General features: G+C 67.1%; 15 protein-coding genes and 2 pseudogenes. 7 read left to right on the forward strand and 10 right to left on the reverse strand.

The annotated features are described in order from the left end of the window. Nucleotides 1–39: 39 nt before the first annotated feature. Nucleotides 40–341 (reverse strand): annotated as a pseudogene (locus tag ACTWQF_RS09205) (DEAD/DEAH box helicase); the annotation flags it as partial. A gap of 283 nt (nt 342–624) precedes the next feature. Here ACTWQF_RS09205 and ACTWQF_RS09210 point away from each other — a divergent pair. After that, entirely contained in the window at nt 625–918 is a 294-nt protein-coding gene (locus ACTWQF_RS09210) for a hypothetical protein (protein WP_443278695.1), read from the forward strand. Nucleotides 919–1,430: 512 nt separating this feature from the next. Next, nucleotides 1,431–2,939, forward strand: a complete 1,509-nt coding sequence (locus tag ACTWQF_RS09215) for a DUF4246 domain-containing protein (RefSeq protein ID WP_443278696.1) — start codon at nt 1,431–1,433, stop codon at nt 2,937–2,939. A gap of 315 nt (nt 2,940–3,254) precedes the next feature. Here the strand turns inward: ACTWQF_RS09215 and ACTWQF_RS09220 are convergent, their stop codons facing one another. From ACTWQF_RS09220 to ACTWQF_RS09235, 4 genes are all read right to left on the reverse strand, one after another. Further along, nucleotides 3,255–3,668 carry a DNA methyltransferase gene (locus ACTWQF_RS09220; RefSeq protein WP_443278956.1) on the reverse strand — a complete coding sequence of 138 codons (414 nt, stop codon included), beginning with the start codon at nt 3,666–3,668 and terminating at the stop codon, nt 3,255–3,257. Next, a complete protein-coding gene (locus ACTWQF_RS09225; RefSeq protein ID WP_443278697.1) occupies nt 3,616–4,008 on the reverse strand; it encodes a RidA family protein in 393 nt (130 codons plus the stop codon). The genes ACTWQF_RS09220 and ACTWQF_RS09225 overlap by 53 nt, the downstream gene beginning before the upstream one ends. Nucleotides 4,009–4,200: 192 nt before the next feature. After that, a complete protein-coding gene (locus tag ACTWQF_RS09230) occupies nt 4,201–4,674 on the reverse strand; it encodes a DUF1772 domain-containing protein (RefSeq protein WP_443278698.1) in 474 nt (157 codons plus the stop codon). 175 nt (nt 4,675–4,849) lie between these two features. After that, a complete protein-coding gene (locus ACTWQF_RS09235) occupies nt 4,850–5,338 on the reverse strand; it encodes a glutathione peroxidase (RefSeq protein WP_443278699.1) in 489 nt (162 codons plus the stop codon). A 399-nt stretch (nt 5,339–5,737) separates the two neighbouring features. Here ACTWQF_RS09235 and ACTWQF_RS09240 point away from each other — a divergent pair, with 399 nt between their 5' ends. Next, nucleotides 5,738–6,022, forward strand: coding sequence for a hypothetical protein (locus ACTWQF_RS09240; protein WP_443278700.1), 285 nt, complete (start codon nt 5,738–5,740; stop codon nt 6,020–6,022). A 222-nt stretch (nt 6,023–6,244) separates the two neighbouring features. Here ACTWQF_RS09240 and ACTWQF_RS09245 read toward each other — a convergent pair. Beyond that, nucleotides 6,245–7,249 (reverse strand): annotated as a pseudogene (locus ACTWQF_RS09245) (GlxA family transcriptional regulator); the annotation flags it as partial. Between the two features lie 763 nt (nt 7,250–8,012). On the opposite strand from ACTWQF_RS09245, the gene ACTWQF_RS09250 reads away from it, so the two are divergent. Continuing rightward, entirely contained in the window at nt 8,013–8,540 is a 528-nt protein-coding gene (locus tag ACTWQF_RS09250; RefSeq protein ID WP_443278701.1) for an IclR family transcriptional regulator, read from the forward strand. A 573-nt stretch (nt 8,541–9,113) separates the two neighbouring features. Here ACTWQF_RS09250 and ACTWQF_RS09255 read toward each other — a convergent pair. Further along, nucleotides 9,114–9,860 (reverse strand): DUF1838 family protein, encoded by a 747-nt coding sequence (locus ACTWQF_RS09255; protein WP_443278702.1) that lies wholly within the window; start codon nt 9,858–9,860, stop codon nt 9,114–9,116. Between the two features lie 429 nt (nt 9,861–10,289). Next, entirely contained in the window at nt 10,290–11,294 is a 1,005-nt protein-coding gene (locus ACTWQF_RS09260) for a GlxA family transcriptional regulator (protein ID WP_443278703.1), read from the reverse strand. An 84-nt stretch (nt 11,295–11,378) separates the two neighbouring features. Here ACTWQF_RS09260 and ACTWQF_RS09265 point away from each other — a divergent pair, with 84 nt between their 5' ends. Then, nucleotides 11,379–12,254, forward strand: a complete 876-nt coding sequence (locus ACTWQF_RS09265; protein WP_443278704.1) for an NAD(P)-dependent oxidoreductase — start codon at nt 11,379–11,381, stop codon at nt 12,252–12,254. Then, a complete protein-coding gene (locus tag ACTWQF_RS09270; RefSeq protein WP_443278705.1) occupies nt 12,251–12,733 on the forward strand; it encodes a pyridoxamine 5'-phosphate oxidase family protein in 483 nt (160 codons plus the stop codon). The genes ACTWQF_RS09265 and ACTWQF_RS09270 overlap by 4 nt, the downstream gene beginning before the upstream one ends. 205 nt (nt 12,734–12,938) lie before the next feature. Here ACTWQF_RS09270 and ACTWQF_RS09275 read toward each other — a convergent pair whose 3' ends face one another. Beyond that, on the reverse strand, nt 12,939–14,234 hold the full coding sequence (locus ACTWQF_RS09275) for an APC family permease (RefSeq protein ID WP_443278706.1): 1,296 nt from the start codon (nt 14,232–14,234) through the stop codon (nt 12,939–12,941). Between the two features lie 105 nt (nt 14,235–14,339). Here ACTWQF_RS09275 and ACTWQF_RS09280 point away from each other — a divergent pair, with 105 nt between their 5' ends. Further along, entirely contained in the window at nt 14,340–14,828 is a 489-nt protein-coding gene (locus ACTWQF_RS09280) for an Lrp/AsnC family transcriptional regulator (protein WP_443278707.1), read from the forward strand. A 338-nt stretch (nt 14,829–15,166) separates the two neighbouring features. Here the strand turns inward: ACTWQF_RS09280 and ACTWQF_RS09285 are convergent, their stop codons facing one another. Next, nucleotides 15,167–15,565, reverse strand: a complete 399-nt coding sequence (locus ACTWQF_RS09285; RefSeq protein ID WP_443278708.1) for a VOC family protein — start codon at nt 15,563–15,565, stop codon at nt 15,167–15,169. Nucleotides 15,566–15,616: the final 51 nt, after the last annotated feature.

Below are 15,616 nucleotides of genomic sequence, written 5' to 3' on the forward strand. Positions count from 1 at the left end.
TGTGGCGCCTGACGTTGTGTGAGGGTCAAGCCGTCCACCTTTCACGATGTCGATTTGGGAGGTGCGGGTATCGGCGAAGCACACGGCATCTACGCCCCGCTCGCCCACGAGGTCCACGCCTTGGCCCGGACCCGCACGGAGGCGACGAAAGGCGCGGTGCACCCGGCGTCCGTCAGTCGGCGTCGGTGCCGTCTGCGAACTGCCGGATGACCTCACGCCGCTCGGATACGAGACGGTCGCCGCACGGCCACGCTGACCACACCCGGTGCGGTCCGGATGTGGCGGTCGGCCTCCAACTCGTAGAACTCTGCATCGATCGACGACTCCGGCAGGCACTCCGCGTCGGGAGACAATCGTGCCCCTCAGCCCTTGGACGGGCACTGATGATCTCGCAGAGAATTCCGCCCACTTACGGAAACTCGCCTTCCGGCACACCTGGTGTCCCGGAGTCGAATGACCGGCATTCCATGCCTCCTTCTCAGCGGAGCGATGAGTCGACTCCGAGAAACCCTGGATGCTTCGAACTGTCACTCTTTCAGGAGTCGCCGATGCAACCCCCGATCGCGACGTTGATTGACTGATATGGCATGGTCAGGAGGAGAGCAACCCCGTAAAATATGAGTCATGGCTAACGATTTCTGCGAAGTCATGCTCCTTCCGTCTTCCCAGTGCGACCACTGCCGCTCAGCCCAGTCGAACCTTCCGCGAAGGGTGTACGTCACCAAGGGCGGCAGTGTTTATCACCGCACACCAAACTGCGAGGGACTCAAGGACGGGCAACAGTACGCCCGATGGAAAGGGCACGATATTCACGACATCGAGTGCGTTCCGCGCAGCGACGTCCAGGCCAAGCTCGGCGCCTGCGAGGTATGCCGCCCCGACCTGCCACCATCCTCTGTTGCTGGCCGGCCTTTCTGAGGAGTGGGGGTGACAGGCGCCATCTGTATTTCCACTGGGGTGCACCATCTGCTGCAGGGCTGTTGTGCTGGGGGATTGGGATTGAGATTGAGGGTGCTGGTGGCGGGGTGGTGAAGTCGGGTGTGGCTTCACGGTGTAGGGGGACGACGCTCGTGTAGCTGCGAGCGTACGAAAGGCTGGCTGCACCGGGCGGCCGCTGCTGTACCGCCGAAGTGGCCGAGCAGTTGGAGGTGCGCGAGACCGACTTGAGGCATCTAGACCATGCCGGCTACCTGACCCCCGCGCAGGTATGTCCTCAGTAGCTGGCAGCGCCGAGAAGTCCCCCCAGTTCCGCTCTACCGGCTCGGCGACGTCCTCGCGCTCCGCGGCCTCGGATGAGCGTGAACCGGACATCACGCGACTACATCGAAGCCCTGGCTCCCGGACCAGTGATGACAGGAACCACGGCTGCGGTGTCAGTCTGCTGAAGTATCCTTCCCGCCGCCGCACATCGACTGGGAGGACCAAGAGAATTGACTGGCCTGTCTGCTTTCCCGCTGCCCTTTCATGCTTCCCGTTCCATATCGTTCGCGACCCCCCGAACGCTGCGGGAACTTCAGATGATGCAGTGCAGCTCACACATTCGGGCGAAGCCGGGGTGGTTCGACAAGATGAACGATGCCGACATCGTCGCCAGGTGGACGCAAGAGGCGGTCGCCCAGGGCCTCACCGAAGCGCAGGTTCGTTACGTGCTTGCCGAACTCGCGCATTACGCCGCACTGCGGGACGGACGAACCGGCGTCGAGGTGTCCGCCGTCGACGGGGTGTGGCAGTCGGACACACTGGTCGACGACGAGCTCAGATCCCGGCTGCGTGAGGCGGTTCGGGTTCTGGAACAGGTCCCCGAAGCGGAACAGGACTGGCATCCCGGATCCGACGGCCAGGTACTGGATCTGGTTCATCCCTCACTGTTCTGCCTGGTGAGAGAGGTGAGCGGGGCGCCGGAGCGAGCTTGGCAGAACCCGACGGACCGCTATTCGCGGTACGAATTCTCGGAGAAGTTCCAGTGGCTGCCCACGGACGTCGACGTCAGTGACGACGGCGATGTCGCCTTCCGTTCGTACGTCAACAACGTCCACCCCGAGGCTCATCGCGAACTAGCCTCCGTCCTGCCGGACTTGTTCGCGCGCATGCGCCCACTGCTGGAGAACGTGCTCACCGATCTGCGCCATCCGCGGCCCCTGCGGATCGAGGCCGATCCTTACGGGTGGTACGACTCGGAGCCGGAGTATCCGGACGACTCCTCCTACAGTGATGATGAGGCCTACGAAGAAGCCTTCCATGCATGGGAACAGGCCCGAAACGACTGGTGGGAAAACCGCCGCCCGGTCATCCCGGACGCCCCGGCCTTCACCCCGCCCGAGTTGCCCGATGACTCCGCCCGAGTCGACCTGCGCGGCCGCCGTCTCCAGGTCATCGTCAAGCTCGCCACCATTCATCTCACCCCGGAGAAGCCCGAATACCCCGGCGGTTCCTGGCATGTCGAGGGGATGATGAACGAGCGGATCGTCTCGACCGGCATCTACTACTGGGACAGCGACAACATCACCGAAAGCCGGCTGAGTTTCCGGGCGGCACTCGACGACCCAGGGTATGAACAGAACGACGACAACGGCATGCGTGAGGTCTACGGCCTGGAGGACGAAGACGCACTGAACCAGGTGCTGGGATCGGCATCGACCCCAGCTGGCCGCTGCCTGGCGTTCCCGAACATTCTGCAACACCGCGTCGGCTCATTCCGCCTCACGGACCCCACCCGCCCGGGATACCGCAAAATTCTCGCGTTCTTCCTGGTCGACCCGTCGGAAAAGATCGTCTCGACATCCGATGTGCCACCGCAACAGCCATGGTCCGACACCTCGACCATGACCCTGGAGCAGGCCAAGAGCTACCGCGAACAACTCATGCAGGAACGCAAGTTCTTCGTCGACGAACACAACGAGCAGCTCTACGAACGAGAGTTCTCCCTCTGCGAGCACTGAACCTCTTCTATCCTGAATACGTGCAGGTCAGGAGGGTGCGTACGGCCTGGACGATGGTGCCGATGCGGCGGGTGGGCGCCTGGGGCCGACGCCCCGAGCGCCCCGCTGTCATCGACGGCCTCCTTGCCGGGCCTCCGATCGCGGGACGGAATGCATACAAAGCCGTGGGGCGGGGTCGTTGCTGTAGCTGAAGTCCCACTTCTCGACGCCTGCTCGGCCCACTGTCGCGGCTGGACCTGACTCGTCCGTGCGTGCGCTTGCCGTAGGGCGGTGAGGTGACCACCAGCGCGACGCGGCCGTGTTGTTCGGGTGGGATCAGAGTGGTGAGGTTACGGGCGTCGGCGCAGATGACCTGGCCAGTGCCGGTAGCGCCACCGTGCAGGGGAGTGGCGGCGTTGGGGCGGCGAGGTGGGCCCGGCGCGGCTCGTGTTCGATGCCGATTGCGTGCCGTCCGAGGTGCTGGGCTCCTACGAGGGTGGTGCCGATCCCGCACATCGGGTCGAGCACTGTCCCGCCAGGCTGGGAGTAGGTGGCGATGGCGTGTGCGGCCAGGGCGGAGAGCATCTTGGCGGGGTGGGCGGCGGATCCGGGCACGTAGCGGCGGGCGCGGCGCTGGTGCGGGGCGGAGGTGGGCGCGGTGTTCCAGACCGAGTGGGCCAGGCGCGGGGGCCACGGTTCATGCGGCTCTGGCGTCAGCCCGCGGCGATAACCTCGATTTCGACAAGCCAGTCGCTGACAAGGTGGTGGCGATGATCGCGGTTGTTGGGACGGGCCTGCCGCCGAGTGCGGCCATGCGGGCGGCGGCGTTGGCCTCGGCGTAGTCCGGGTCTCGCAGGTAGCTGGTCAGGCGCACGATGTTGTCGACGGTCATGTCGGCAGAGGCGAGGATGGCGCGGATGTTCGACCAGATCAGTTCGAGCTGTTCCTCCAGGCCGGTCCCGGGCTTTCCGGCCGGGTCCAGGCCCATGGTGCCGGCGACGAACAGCAGCCGCGCGGCGCCTTGGACCTCCATGGCGTGCACGTAGTCGTCAGTGGCTGCGTAGATGCCTTCGGTCGGGTTGTGGGGCACGAAGTTCCATCGACTGCCTGGCCTCGCTCTCTGGACGGTCGCGCACGACTGCGGGCCATCATCGGGCACGCTCGGGGTGTGGGCGTAGCGATTTCTGGGTGCACCTCATCAACCGTGGCGTCCCCACCCGTGCACATTCCAACAGCAGTTGGGCCGCCCCGGTCACAGCAACTGCGGCTGCAGTATGCAGTATTAGGCCAGGGCGAGCGCGGTGCACAACGCGGCAACGGCGATCGCCTGCAGGGAGAGGCGGAACGGAACCACGCTGTCCCAGCGGCGTTGCAGAGTATGGGCGTTGGGCAATGCCGTTTTCTCGGCGGCTGCGGCCCTGAAGGCACGATTGATCGGCGCGCTGACTCGGAGGTAGATGCTGATCCAGCAGAGGAGGGCCGCCACCGCGAGCATGCTTGCCAACGCGACCGCCGTGCGCCCGGCCACCAGCGCCGCTACCGCACTGAGGACGCTTGTGGCGACGCTGAGGACGAACGGGACAGGCAGCCGCTGGTCGCCGTACTTGTGAACGCGGCCCATCATGGTGGTGAGGGTCCGATCATCGACTTCGGACAGCGCAGACCGAAGGACAACGGCCGCGAACAGATCGGCTCCGTATACGGCCGAACAGGTGAGCACGGCGATACCCGGGAGCACCTGTATCAGGATGTTCATGCTTGACCAACCCAAATCGTGTCAGATGACTGGACTACAGCTTGCCCGTCCGCGTACATGTGTTCCGGTCGGCCGGTTGCTGCCCGAACTGCACCGCCAGCTGGGCCCGTTCGTGCGCGACGAGCGCAGGCCCTCAGCTTTCACCACTGACGACGGGGAGCACCCCGGAGCATCGTCAGGCAGGCAGTACGGCTTCGACGGCGCTGATCACTTCGGCCGCGTCGGGCTCGGTCCGGGGGCCGAAGCGGGCGGCGACGGTGCCGTCGGGAGCGATGAGGAACTTCTCGAAGTTCCACCGGATGTCGCCGGAGTGGCCCTCCGCGTCCGGGGTGTCGACGAGCGCGGCGTAGAGGGAGTGCCGGTGTTCGCCGTTGACGTCGATCTTCTCGGTCAGTGGAAAGGTCACCCCGTAGGTCGTCGAGCAGAAGTCGGCGATCTCCTCGGCGGTGCCCGGTTCCTGGCCCATGAACTGGTTGCACGGGACGCCCAGTACGGTGAACCCGCGCGGGGCGTACTGCTCGTGGAGCTTCTCCAGGGCCGCGTACTGCGGGGTCAGGCCGCACCGCGAGGCGACGTTGACGACGAGGACGGCCTTGCCGCGGTACTGGGGGAGGTTCGCCGGGCCGCCGGTGAGCGCGTCGATCTCCACGTTGTGGAAGGACATGTGGGCTCCTTGCGTAGGTGCGTAGGTGCGTAGGTGCGTAGGTGCGTAGGTGCGTAGGTGCGTAGGTGCGTAGGTCATCGGTGCAACGGCTGGTTCTCACGCAGGGTAGTGCGTCGTCATGGCGAGGCGTCCGGCGGCCGGTCTTGTCGCGTTCAGTTATCAGTCGTGCCGGAAACGCGCCTCATGGGAATCCCGTGATTTTGCCCAGCGCGTTTATCCGGGCGGGTCCGGGGGACCGCGTAAAGCACATCGCGGGGCCGCGTGAAGCGAATCGCATGGGAAAGCCACCGGGAACGCGTGAGGTTGCGGATGTACCACCGTGGCGGCTGAGGAGAGGGCCGGCCCGCCCCTTGGGGGAGTTGCATCAGCTTCAACGAAGGCCCGAATCCCGCTGACACTGTGGAGCCGGAAGAGCACTTACCGGGCAGCGCGATCGAGCGCTCCGCGTTGCTGGGCGCGGTCATCAGTGCCAGCCATCTGTCATCGCTCGAAGAACTGCTGCGGCAGCTGAGCGCGCAAGCCGCCCGGGTCGGGCTGACCGATGTCGTGATCTACCTGGTCGATCTGCAGCAGGAGCTGCTGACGCCGTTGACCGCCCATCCTCCGCGGCCGGAGACCACGGCCTGCGGCCGGAGGAGATCAGAGTGGAGGGAACCGTTGCGGGGGGTGCTTTCAGCACGGTGAGGTCCTTCCCGCATCGCCCGCCGATCACGATCATTGGTGGATTCTCCTGGTGAACGGCACCGACCGGTTGGGAGTGCTGCGGGGATGCCGATGTTCGGTCCCGCGCCTTGCGACGGGACGGCGTGGGCCGCCCCGGTCGGGGCCACGGTCGTGGCTGCGAGCGCGGCGGTCGCCACTTTCCCGCGCAGTACGTTTCTGCGTGTCGTCGAATGCCTCATGGCCCGGGGTCTTCTGCCTCAGCACGACGCGCGCAGTCGGCATGTCCGGCATCCTGCGAATTCTGTCGCCCGTGACCCCGTAGTGGTCAAGGAACGCCTGCCGCAGCGTCTCCGCCGACCCGAACCCGCAGCGGCGGGCAGATCGCCGTCATGGACAGTCCGCTGGACCGCACCAGGTGTGCCGCCGCTTCCGTGCGCGCCACGCTCGCACGGCTCGGGCGGGCGTGGTGCCGAGGTGCGCGGTGAACAGGCGGGTCAAGTGCCGAGGGCTGACTAGACTCCTGCCCGGGCGGCCAAGGCGGCGGGCGTGAGATCGTCGGCAAGATGGCCGGCGATATGGCCCACGAGGTCCCGCACCAGCCGGTCCTCCGGCGGTGGAGCGGCCAGGAACATGGAGATCTGCGCCTGGTCGGCCGGTCGGTGCAGATGAGTGACGAGTTCGCGGGCGACGGCGCGGGCGAGGGTCGGCCCGTGGTCGTCCTCGATCAGCGCCGGCGTCAGGTCGAGCGCGCTGGTGACGTCGGCCGAGGTGTAGACGTTGCCGTCACGTATGTAGAGAGGCCTGACATCCACGGCCACGGCGGGGTGGCGGTCGGCAAGCAGTTCCCCCCATACCTAGTGGCTCGTCGCACGCCGGTGGTCCAGCAGTCCGGCGGCGGCCAGGGCATAGGCCCCGGTGCAGACGGAGGCCACGCGTCGGCTCTGTCCGGGCAGCCGGCGTATCTGGCCCAGCAATCGCTGGTCCGCCGCCGCGTCCTAGCAGCCGACGCCGCCCACGACGAACAGTGTGTCCAGCGATCCCGCGACCGCCTCCAGTCCTTACCCCGCTCCCACCAGGATTCCTGCGGAGCTGCGAGCGGCCCGAACGGCCGAGGGTGGCCAGTTCGATGGAGTACGGCGGTTGCGCCCCGTACCGGTTGGCGATGTCCAACGCGCCGCTGGGGCAGGCGATGTCGAGGATCTGCGCGTCGTCATAGGCGACGATGAGGACGCGCCGCTTGGTGTCCATGCCCTGATACCGGCCCCTCCCTCATCATCGCCCCCCACGAATTCCCCGCCATAGCTGTCAGGGACGGCACGAATCCAGGGCACGCGGTCGTCATCCGGCGGCCACGATCCCGCGGAGGCGGCACGACTGCCATCAGCAACCTGCAGCCCGTGGCAACGTTGTGCCGGAATTGCCACTACGGCTGTCCACAGCTCTTTGGCGACCGGAAAGTGCGGTCCGCAGGAGCGACGAGGACAGCCAACTCCAACGGCGCGCCATGATATGCGCGGGCCCGTCATGACATACGCAGCAATCAGCCGCACGTGCCGTCCGGATGAGGCACCCTGCTGCGACGGAGTTTGGACTCGCGAGTCTCCGCCGACGCTGACGTCGCACGGTGCCCCAGCCCCTGGCCCTACCCGGAGACGCAGCACATCGCCGTGCGTCGACTCCGGGGCGGGCCTGAATTGCACGACGACCGGGCCTGGCCAGTGCCTGATCATTCGTTGGCGAGCGTGGCCGGCTGGGTCGCCGCTTGGGGCGAGACCGTGATCCGCCGGTTACTGAAGATCACTGCACGAGTCGTCCCCCACCACCCGACCGTGATCAACCATCAAGGGCTCGACGTCTGCCTTGACCACTGCCCCCGTGCGACTGGGGGTCGCCAGATCAACCGCGCACCGGCTTCTCGCCATGCTCGTCTACCGCGATTGCGCGGGTCCAGCGCGAAGACCACTCCTACGCGGCAGGCTCGGTTCTGGAGATCGCTGCCCACTCGCGGTCCATGGCCGCTCAGCTCCGGGAGGCCGGGCTCCCGCATCTTCAGCGGCTCACCCATCTGCTGCACGAGTCCGCAAACCTCACGATTCGTGCAGGCGATACCGCCCGGTTCATCGCCAGCATCGAATCGGACCAGCTCCTACGTGTAGGGTCACGCGAAGGAATGGTGTTTCCCGCCCATCGCACATCAGGCGGGATGCTGCTGCTGGCCGAACTCGGCGACCAGGAGTTGGACGAGCTGTATGCCGAGGAAAGATACGCCGACCGGCCCGGAGAGTGGCCGGATCTGAACGCTCTGCGCCGTGATCTGGCGCGCGTATGGCAATCGGGTTTCGCCCTCAACAAGGAGCGCTCTGAGCGAGGGGTGGTCGCGCTCGGAGTGCCGATTCGGTCGGCTGACGATCAGATGCTGGCGGGACTCTCGATCTCCATGCCGACCGTCCGGTATGAGAGCGAGAACCTCATCTCCTACCTGGCCGCACTCAAGGCGGCGGCTACTCGCCTGGAGGCCGACCTCGCTGCACAACGATGACCGCTCGACCGTTGTTGGTCGTCCTCGGTTCATCGGCAGAGGCGCAGGGCATCGTCCAGCCGACAGCGCTCAGGCCCGTTTATCCAGGCGGCCTGACCGCTGCCCTGTAGGCGCCCCTTTTCTGACCCGGGGCCAAGCGATGGTCTCGGCGCTGTCGCCGCAGGGCCTGGCGGGACTCGGGCCTGGCCGAGCAGTGCCAGGACGTGACAGTGCTCGGCGACGGCGCGTACATCAACACCGGCCTGGTGGTGCCACACCGCACACGTCCCGGACGGCCGTTGGTGGACCTCGGGCATCCAGCGCAAGGTCCTCCAGGTCCAAGGGCACGGGCTGTCGAACCGGAACTCGACGTCTTTCGTCACCCCCTCACCGAGATCAGCCATCGGACCCGGCGCGGGCGGAGAGCACCAGGACACGCACCCTTGTAGGGTCCGGCCTGCTTCGGACCACCTCTGCGGCGAGCGGGGGAGCACGGCCCGAGCCGCTGCCGAAATCCCGCACCTCTGCAGCCGGACCACCTCCACGCGCTCGGAGGTGGTCCGTGTCGACCTGGGGAAGCGGCCCAGAGGGCGGCTACTTCGGCGGGTGGAGCTTGCGGAAGTACGTCCAACTGGTCTCGTTCGGCTCGCTCCACTTCTCCGGTGCATGGGCGAACTCCGGGTGGTGGTCGGCGATGTAGGCACGGGTCCGCTCGGGGACTTCGGCGTACGAGTCGAGCTTGCGACCCCGGCAGTGGAAGGTGAGGCCGCCGGGCCGCTGGCCACGAGCCATCCACGGGAGCCACGGGGACATCCGCGTCCACGACATGGAGGCCGGGACGCTGGGCACCGGGCCGGCCAGGTCGGCGCGGTCGGCGAAGAACTGGAAGCACTCCAGGGCCTTGTACGTGTCGCCGGCCGAGTGGACGGGGTACTCGGCGACGGGCAGCGGCGAGGGGTAGGAAAGCGGGATCTCCAGGCTGAAGCAGACCTGCCGCCCGAGATCGGTCGTCGGGACCGGGAAGGGGCGCCATTTCTGGTTCGCCGGGTCGTTCCAGATGTGCACCACCGGCAGGTCCTGCCAGGTCTCCAGGATCTCGCGGCTGGCGGGGTCCAGGAAGAAGGCGGCCTCGCGGGTGAGCAGTTGGTAAGCGTCCGGCCCGGCTTCGGCGTCCTGGAGGAGGCGGGCGACGTTGAGCCCTTCGAAGCCGAAGATGCGCTGGTAGGGCTCGTCGGGGGCCCAGGAGTACACGTCTCCGGACCACCAGTACGTGACCTCCTCACCGTCGAGCGAGGCACGGGTGCGGGCGAAGGAACGGAGTAGCTCTGCGGGCGTCGTCATAGGGACTACCCTGCACGGCCGGCTGCCCCCGGCCGAGCAGTTCCAGGCCGGAGCGGGGCCTTTCCGCCAACCGCAGCCGCCAGGGACGCGCCACGCTGGACGTTACCGCTGCGATCCCACACCAGCGCCACCAGCCTGGCGAACTGCACCTTGGTCAGTCGGGAGAACGGCTCCATCCACTTCGGATCATCGCTGAGCGCACCGCAGGACAGGCACAGGACGGGCTTCCAAGTGGCGGGGGAGGGGGAGTGCCGGTGAGTGTGTCCGGAAGTTGGCCGTGCGGGGCACGGCGCGCCGGGGCCGCTGGCAGGTTCCCCGCATCCGCGTGATGCCAGTTGCGTCGGCATGTGAAGGCGAGAGTGAGCGGTGCTGAGCGAGGTGAGCCGCCCGTGGCGGTGTCCCGGTCGGGCCCGTCCGGCCGTTCGCAGTTCACCTTGTGGAGGGTGAATCCTGCGGCTGCCGGGGGAAAGCGTTTCGGTGGTCGCTCGGGGAGATTCCGATCTGTTTGAGGAAGTGATGGCGCAGGTTGTTCGCGGTACCGAGACCGCTCAGCTTCGCGATCTGCTCCATTGGGAGGTCGGTTGATTCCAGCAGGCTCTGCGCCCGGGCAAGACGCTGGTTGAGCAGCCACCGGAGCGGAGTCGTGCCGGTGGCCTGCTGGAGACGCCGATAGAAGGTCCGCCGGCTCACCATGGCGCGTCGCGCCAGGTCCTCGGTCGTCAACGGCTGGTCGAGGTGGGCTCGTGCCCAGTCCAGCACCGGCGCCAGCCCTTGATCGTCGGTGGCCGGTACCGACAGGTCGATGAACTGTGCCTGACCGCCGGGCCGGTGCGCGGGCACGACCATCCGACGGGCCAGCTGGTTGGCCACGTGTGCGCCGAGATCGCGACGGACCAGGTGCAGGCAGAGGTCCAGCCCGGCGGTCATCCCGGCGCTGGTGAGTACGTCGCCGTCGTCCACGTAGAGCACGGAGTCGTCGACCTGCACCTTCGGATAGCGCTCAGCGAGCTGGGCGGTGTGCATCCAGTGCGCGGTGGCACGGCGGCCGTCAAGCAGTCCCGCCTCGGCAAGCGCGAAGGCACCGGTGCACAAAGACACCATCCGGGCGCCCGCGTCGTATGCGCGACGCAGCGCTATGACCAGCTCGGGCGGCACGGGCTTGCCCTCGTCGACAACTTCCTCCGGCACCGAGGAAACGATGACGGTGTCGGCGCCGGCGATGTCGTCGAGCGTGTACGGGGTCCGCAGCGCGAACCCTGGGGGAGCTCCCTGGGCATGCTCGCCGGTCACGCACATCCGCAGGTCGTACCAGGGGTGGGCGAGGTCGGGCTGCGGCATCCCGAAAACGGTAGCGGGGATGCTCAACTCGTACAGGTCCCAGAACGCGACCCCGATCTCTGCGGGTACGACAAGGGCGACCGAACCAGCGCTCATGACCGCCATCGTATGGCACGAATTTGGTGCTGCTGGTCACCAGTGTCACTGGCCACGGCAGCCTCGCGTCGCGAACCTGGATGCATGAGCACAACACCCGAACCGGTCACCGTCATCGGACTTGGCAACCTGGGCCGTGCGCTGGCCGAGACGTTCCTGCGCAACGGCCATCCCACGACCGTCTGGAACCGTTCCCCGGCCAAGGCGGAGGCACTCGTCGCGCGCGGCGCGACACCGGCGGCCACGGCTGCCGAGGCAATTGCGGCCGGCGAACTCGTGCTCGTCGCCCTGCTGGATCCCGCAGCCGCCCGGGAGGTGCTTGCCGGTGCGGCTGAAGCCATTCGCGGGCGCGTGCTGGTCAACCTCACCTCCGGCGGCCCCAAGGACGCGCGGGAACTCGCCGACTGGGCGGCTGAGCATGAGGCGCAGTACCTCCACGGGGCTGTCTACGCGGTGCCACAAACGATCGGCACCATCGAATCGTCGGTCAACTACAGCGGTTCGGCGGAGGCCCACCGGCGGTGGCAGACCCAGTTGGGTCTACTGGGGAAGGGCACTTTCCTCGGCACGGACGCCGGCCGCGCCTCGGGCTATGACGTGGCCATACTCGCCGGGATGTACGGCATGCTCGGCGGCTTCCTGCACGCCACGGCCATGGCACAGGCCGCCGGAGTCAGTGCCACCGAGCTCACCCCAATGCTGGTGTCATGGCTGACGGACTCGTTCCCGGCATTGTCCACTTTCGCCAAGGAGATCGACAACGGCGACTACTCCACCGAAGAGTCCAATCTGGTCATGAACCAGGCCGGGTTGGCCACGATCATCCAGGCCAGCCAGGCGCAGGGCGTCCCGGCTGTCACCCTCAACCCGGTGAAGGAACTGATTGACCAGCAGGTCGCGGCCGGCCACGGCGCGGCCAGCCTCGCGCGCGTCGTCGAATCGCTCCGGAGTGAGCCATGAGCACAGCAGTTCTCGACTTCAGCGATCTGGAAGCCGAATTCAACTCGTACATCGGAGCCATCAACTACGCCACCATGGTCACCGTTGACGCCAAGAACCGCCCGCGGACCCGTGTGCTCATCCCAGTGTGGGAGAACGTCGATGGTCAACCGCTCGGTTGGCTGGCCACCTACCGGACGCCGGTCAAGGCAGCACATATAGCGGGCAACCCGCACGCCACCTTCTCCTACTGGCAACCAGGAAACAACTCGGTCGCCATCGATGCCATCGCCGGATGGGACAACGCATTGCCGGCCAAGGAGCATGTGTGGGATCTCTACCGCAAGACCAGCCCTCGCGGCGCCGGCTACCACCTCGGCAACTTCGGGAAAGCACCGTCGGATCCGCAGTTGCATGTGCTCCGCCTGACGCCATGGCGCATCCAAGTAATCCGAGGCATCGACCTGCGCAGCCGAATCTGGAGGGCAGACCGAGCCTGAGAAGTCATTCTCATTTGGCTGGCTCGGTGGGCTGTCGGTCGTGGTGGGGGGTCGTTGAGCGGCTGGTGCCGGAGGAGTTCGGCGATCGTGTCGATCACCCGTCGGTGATCCCATCACCGGCCATCCCGCTTCGGTCGCCGGTCCGGTGGCCAGGGCTCGATCCGTGCCCGCTGCGCAGCAGTCGACGACGCACCCGGACCAAGGATCAGATGATCCGAGAGGGGTGCCGTTGTGCGGGCGTGGGCGGGGAGGGGCGAGCTCGTGACCCTGCCACCAGGGCCACGGCGACCGCGGCCAGTGCGGCCCAACCGGCGTTCGCCAGGAGCAGGAGCACCACCGCGCAGGCCGTTCCGGCCGCGAGGCGTAGGGCGCCGGTCAGGATGCGTGCGGCGGACGCCATGCAGCCCAGGTAGACGACCAGGAAGAGCGTCGTGGGTACGGCGACGAGCTGCGCGGTCGTCACCGGTCCAGCGCCGACCAGACCGAGCAGGAGCGCGCTGACGGCGGCGATGGCCACGACGATGCCGACCGAACTGTGTCGCTCGTTCCGGACCGCATGGTGCTTGCCGTACTGCGTACTTCGTCCCGACCCCGCGCCGCTGAGCAGGGCAGCGGCCATTGTGGTGGCGCCCGTCAGGTAGGCGTTGGTCGCGGCCAGGGTCAGTGCGATCGCGCTCGCGGCGGCCAGCCCGGGCCCGTACTCGCCGATCGCGACGCGCAACAGGTCGGCCAGCGGCACCGACCCGCCGGCTCCGGGTCCGAGGACCGCGACGGTGGCGCCCGCCATCGCCAGGTAGAGGACCGCCGTGACGGCGAAGGCGACTGCGACGACTCGCGGAAGTTGTCTGCGTGGGTCGCGCAGCCGGGCCGTAAGCGGCGCCGCTGCCTCCCATCCCACAAAGGCGAGCATCAGTGGTGAGGCCGCGCGTGCGGCCCCGGACCACCCGTTCGGGGCGAACGGCGTCCAGTTGGCGGCCCGCGCCTCGGGGGCCGCACCGGCCACGGCGAGCACCACCAGGATGACGAGCACGGCCACCAGCACCAGTTGGAGTCCGGTGCCCGTTCGCACGCCGACCAGCCGTATCGCCAGGACCAGTACGAGCAGGCCCATCGCTGCTGCGAACGCTGCCCTTGGGCCGGCCCCGAGCATCTCGGCAACGTACGCGCCACCGATGAGGCAGACCACAGGTGCTCCGGTGACGACCCCGGCCAGGAAGCACCAGGCAGCGGCACGCCCGGCGCGCGGACCGAGTCCGGCGGCGGTGTATCCGGCGACGCCGCTCGTCGATCCCATCCGGGTGCCGAGGCGACTGAAGACGACGGCTATGAGGCCGGAGAGCACGAGCAGCGCCAGCCAGACCAGCAAGGAGGTGGGCCCGGCCGCACGGGCGGCGAGTCCGGGCAGCAACAGCATGCTCGGGCCGAGCAGGGCCCCGATGTACAGGGCCGCGGCTCCGGCTGTGGACAGGCGTGACTGAGGTGCGAGCGGTGTGTCGGACATGGGCCGAGCATGGCCTGGACGGCGCGGCACGCGATGGCGAGTTGTGGGCCTCTGAGCGCGTACGGTGAAAGATCGTGCGGGCAGTGGGGTCATATGCTGCATAACATGCCGAGCTCTCATTATGACCGTATCGATCGTGCGATCCTGGAACACCTGCAGTGCAACGGGCGGACGGCGAACGTGGACCTCGCCGAGGCCGTGCGCCTCTCTCCGTCGTCCTGTCTGCGGCGCACCAAGGCGCTGGAGGCCGGAGGCATCATCTCCGGCTACCGCGCCGAGCTGGACCGGGACCGTGTCGGGCTGGGCCTGACGGCCTTCGTGGCGCTGACAGTCGAGCAGCATTCCCGTGCAACCTCCCGAATGATCGAGGAAGCCCTGACCGCGATCCCGGCCGTCGTCTCCTGCCACGTGGTGTCGGGAGAGGCCGACTTCCTCGTCGAGGTGGTCGTCCCGGACTTGGCCACCTACGAGCAGGTGCTGCTCGATGAGATCCTCGCGATCGGTCCGGTACGCGATGCCCGAAGCACCTTCGCCATTCGTACGGTGCTCAACCGCGGCCCCCTGCCGGTGGACCACTGGCCACCCCGACGTTGAGAGCGCGGAGGGAGGGCGTCGTAGCTTGATGGGCGGGCAACGCCATGACGCCCGCGCTCCACTCGGCGGTAGGAGGGGGGATGCGGGGCTCCGCCGGACCCACCTGTGCACCCATGCGCCTGCAGCGGACGGAGCCGTCCGCTGCAGGCAGCACCGCAGGCCGGCGGGAGGGAGCCCCATGGCGACCGACTCTTTGTGCGCTGTGCGCTCGTAGGGGATGAAGGAGAACGGAAGGAGAACTGTCGGACAGACGCGAAGCTCCCGGAGATTCTGCTGCCTTTGTTCGGTAAAGCGCCTGACAGGAGCTTCGTGTGCCAGTGATCTGCTTGACCGACCCGCTACTTCTCCCACTCGTAGAGCCCGAGGACATTGCCGTCGGGGTCGGTCACGTAGGCGAAATAACCCGCCGCAAGAGGCAGGTGAACCTTTTCGGCGACGATGCCGCCACCTGCGTTGACCAGTTGCTTGAGCTTATCGTCGATGCTGTCGACTTCGATGAGAATGGTAGGCTGCGTGATGCCGATGTCACGCGTCACCACGCCGCCGTTGACCGAACCGGGCCGCAGCGGAGTCCAGTTGTCGCCCGTTTCGCCCGTGAAGGCCATTCGGAAGCTGAGCGCGTCGTTCCCGTCCTTCGGGTGTCTTGGCTGAATATCCCAGCCGAATACTTCGTAGTACCAATCCGAAGCGCGGTCTATATCGTGCACCGGCACGTCGAACCAGAATACCTTGTTCATCTTGCTCGCCTTTCTCGGCCGTTCATCGTTCGTGATGAAGCCTAGATAGGC

It is taken from the genome of Streptomyces sp. 8N114 (genome assembly GCF_052245835.1).
Lineage (GTDB): Bacteria > Actinomycetota > Actinomycetes > Streptomycetales > Streptomycetaceae > Streptomyces.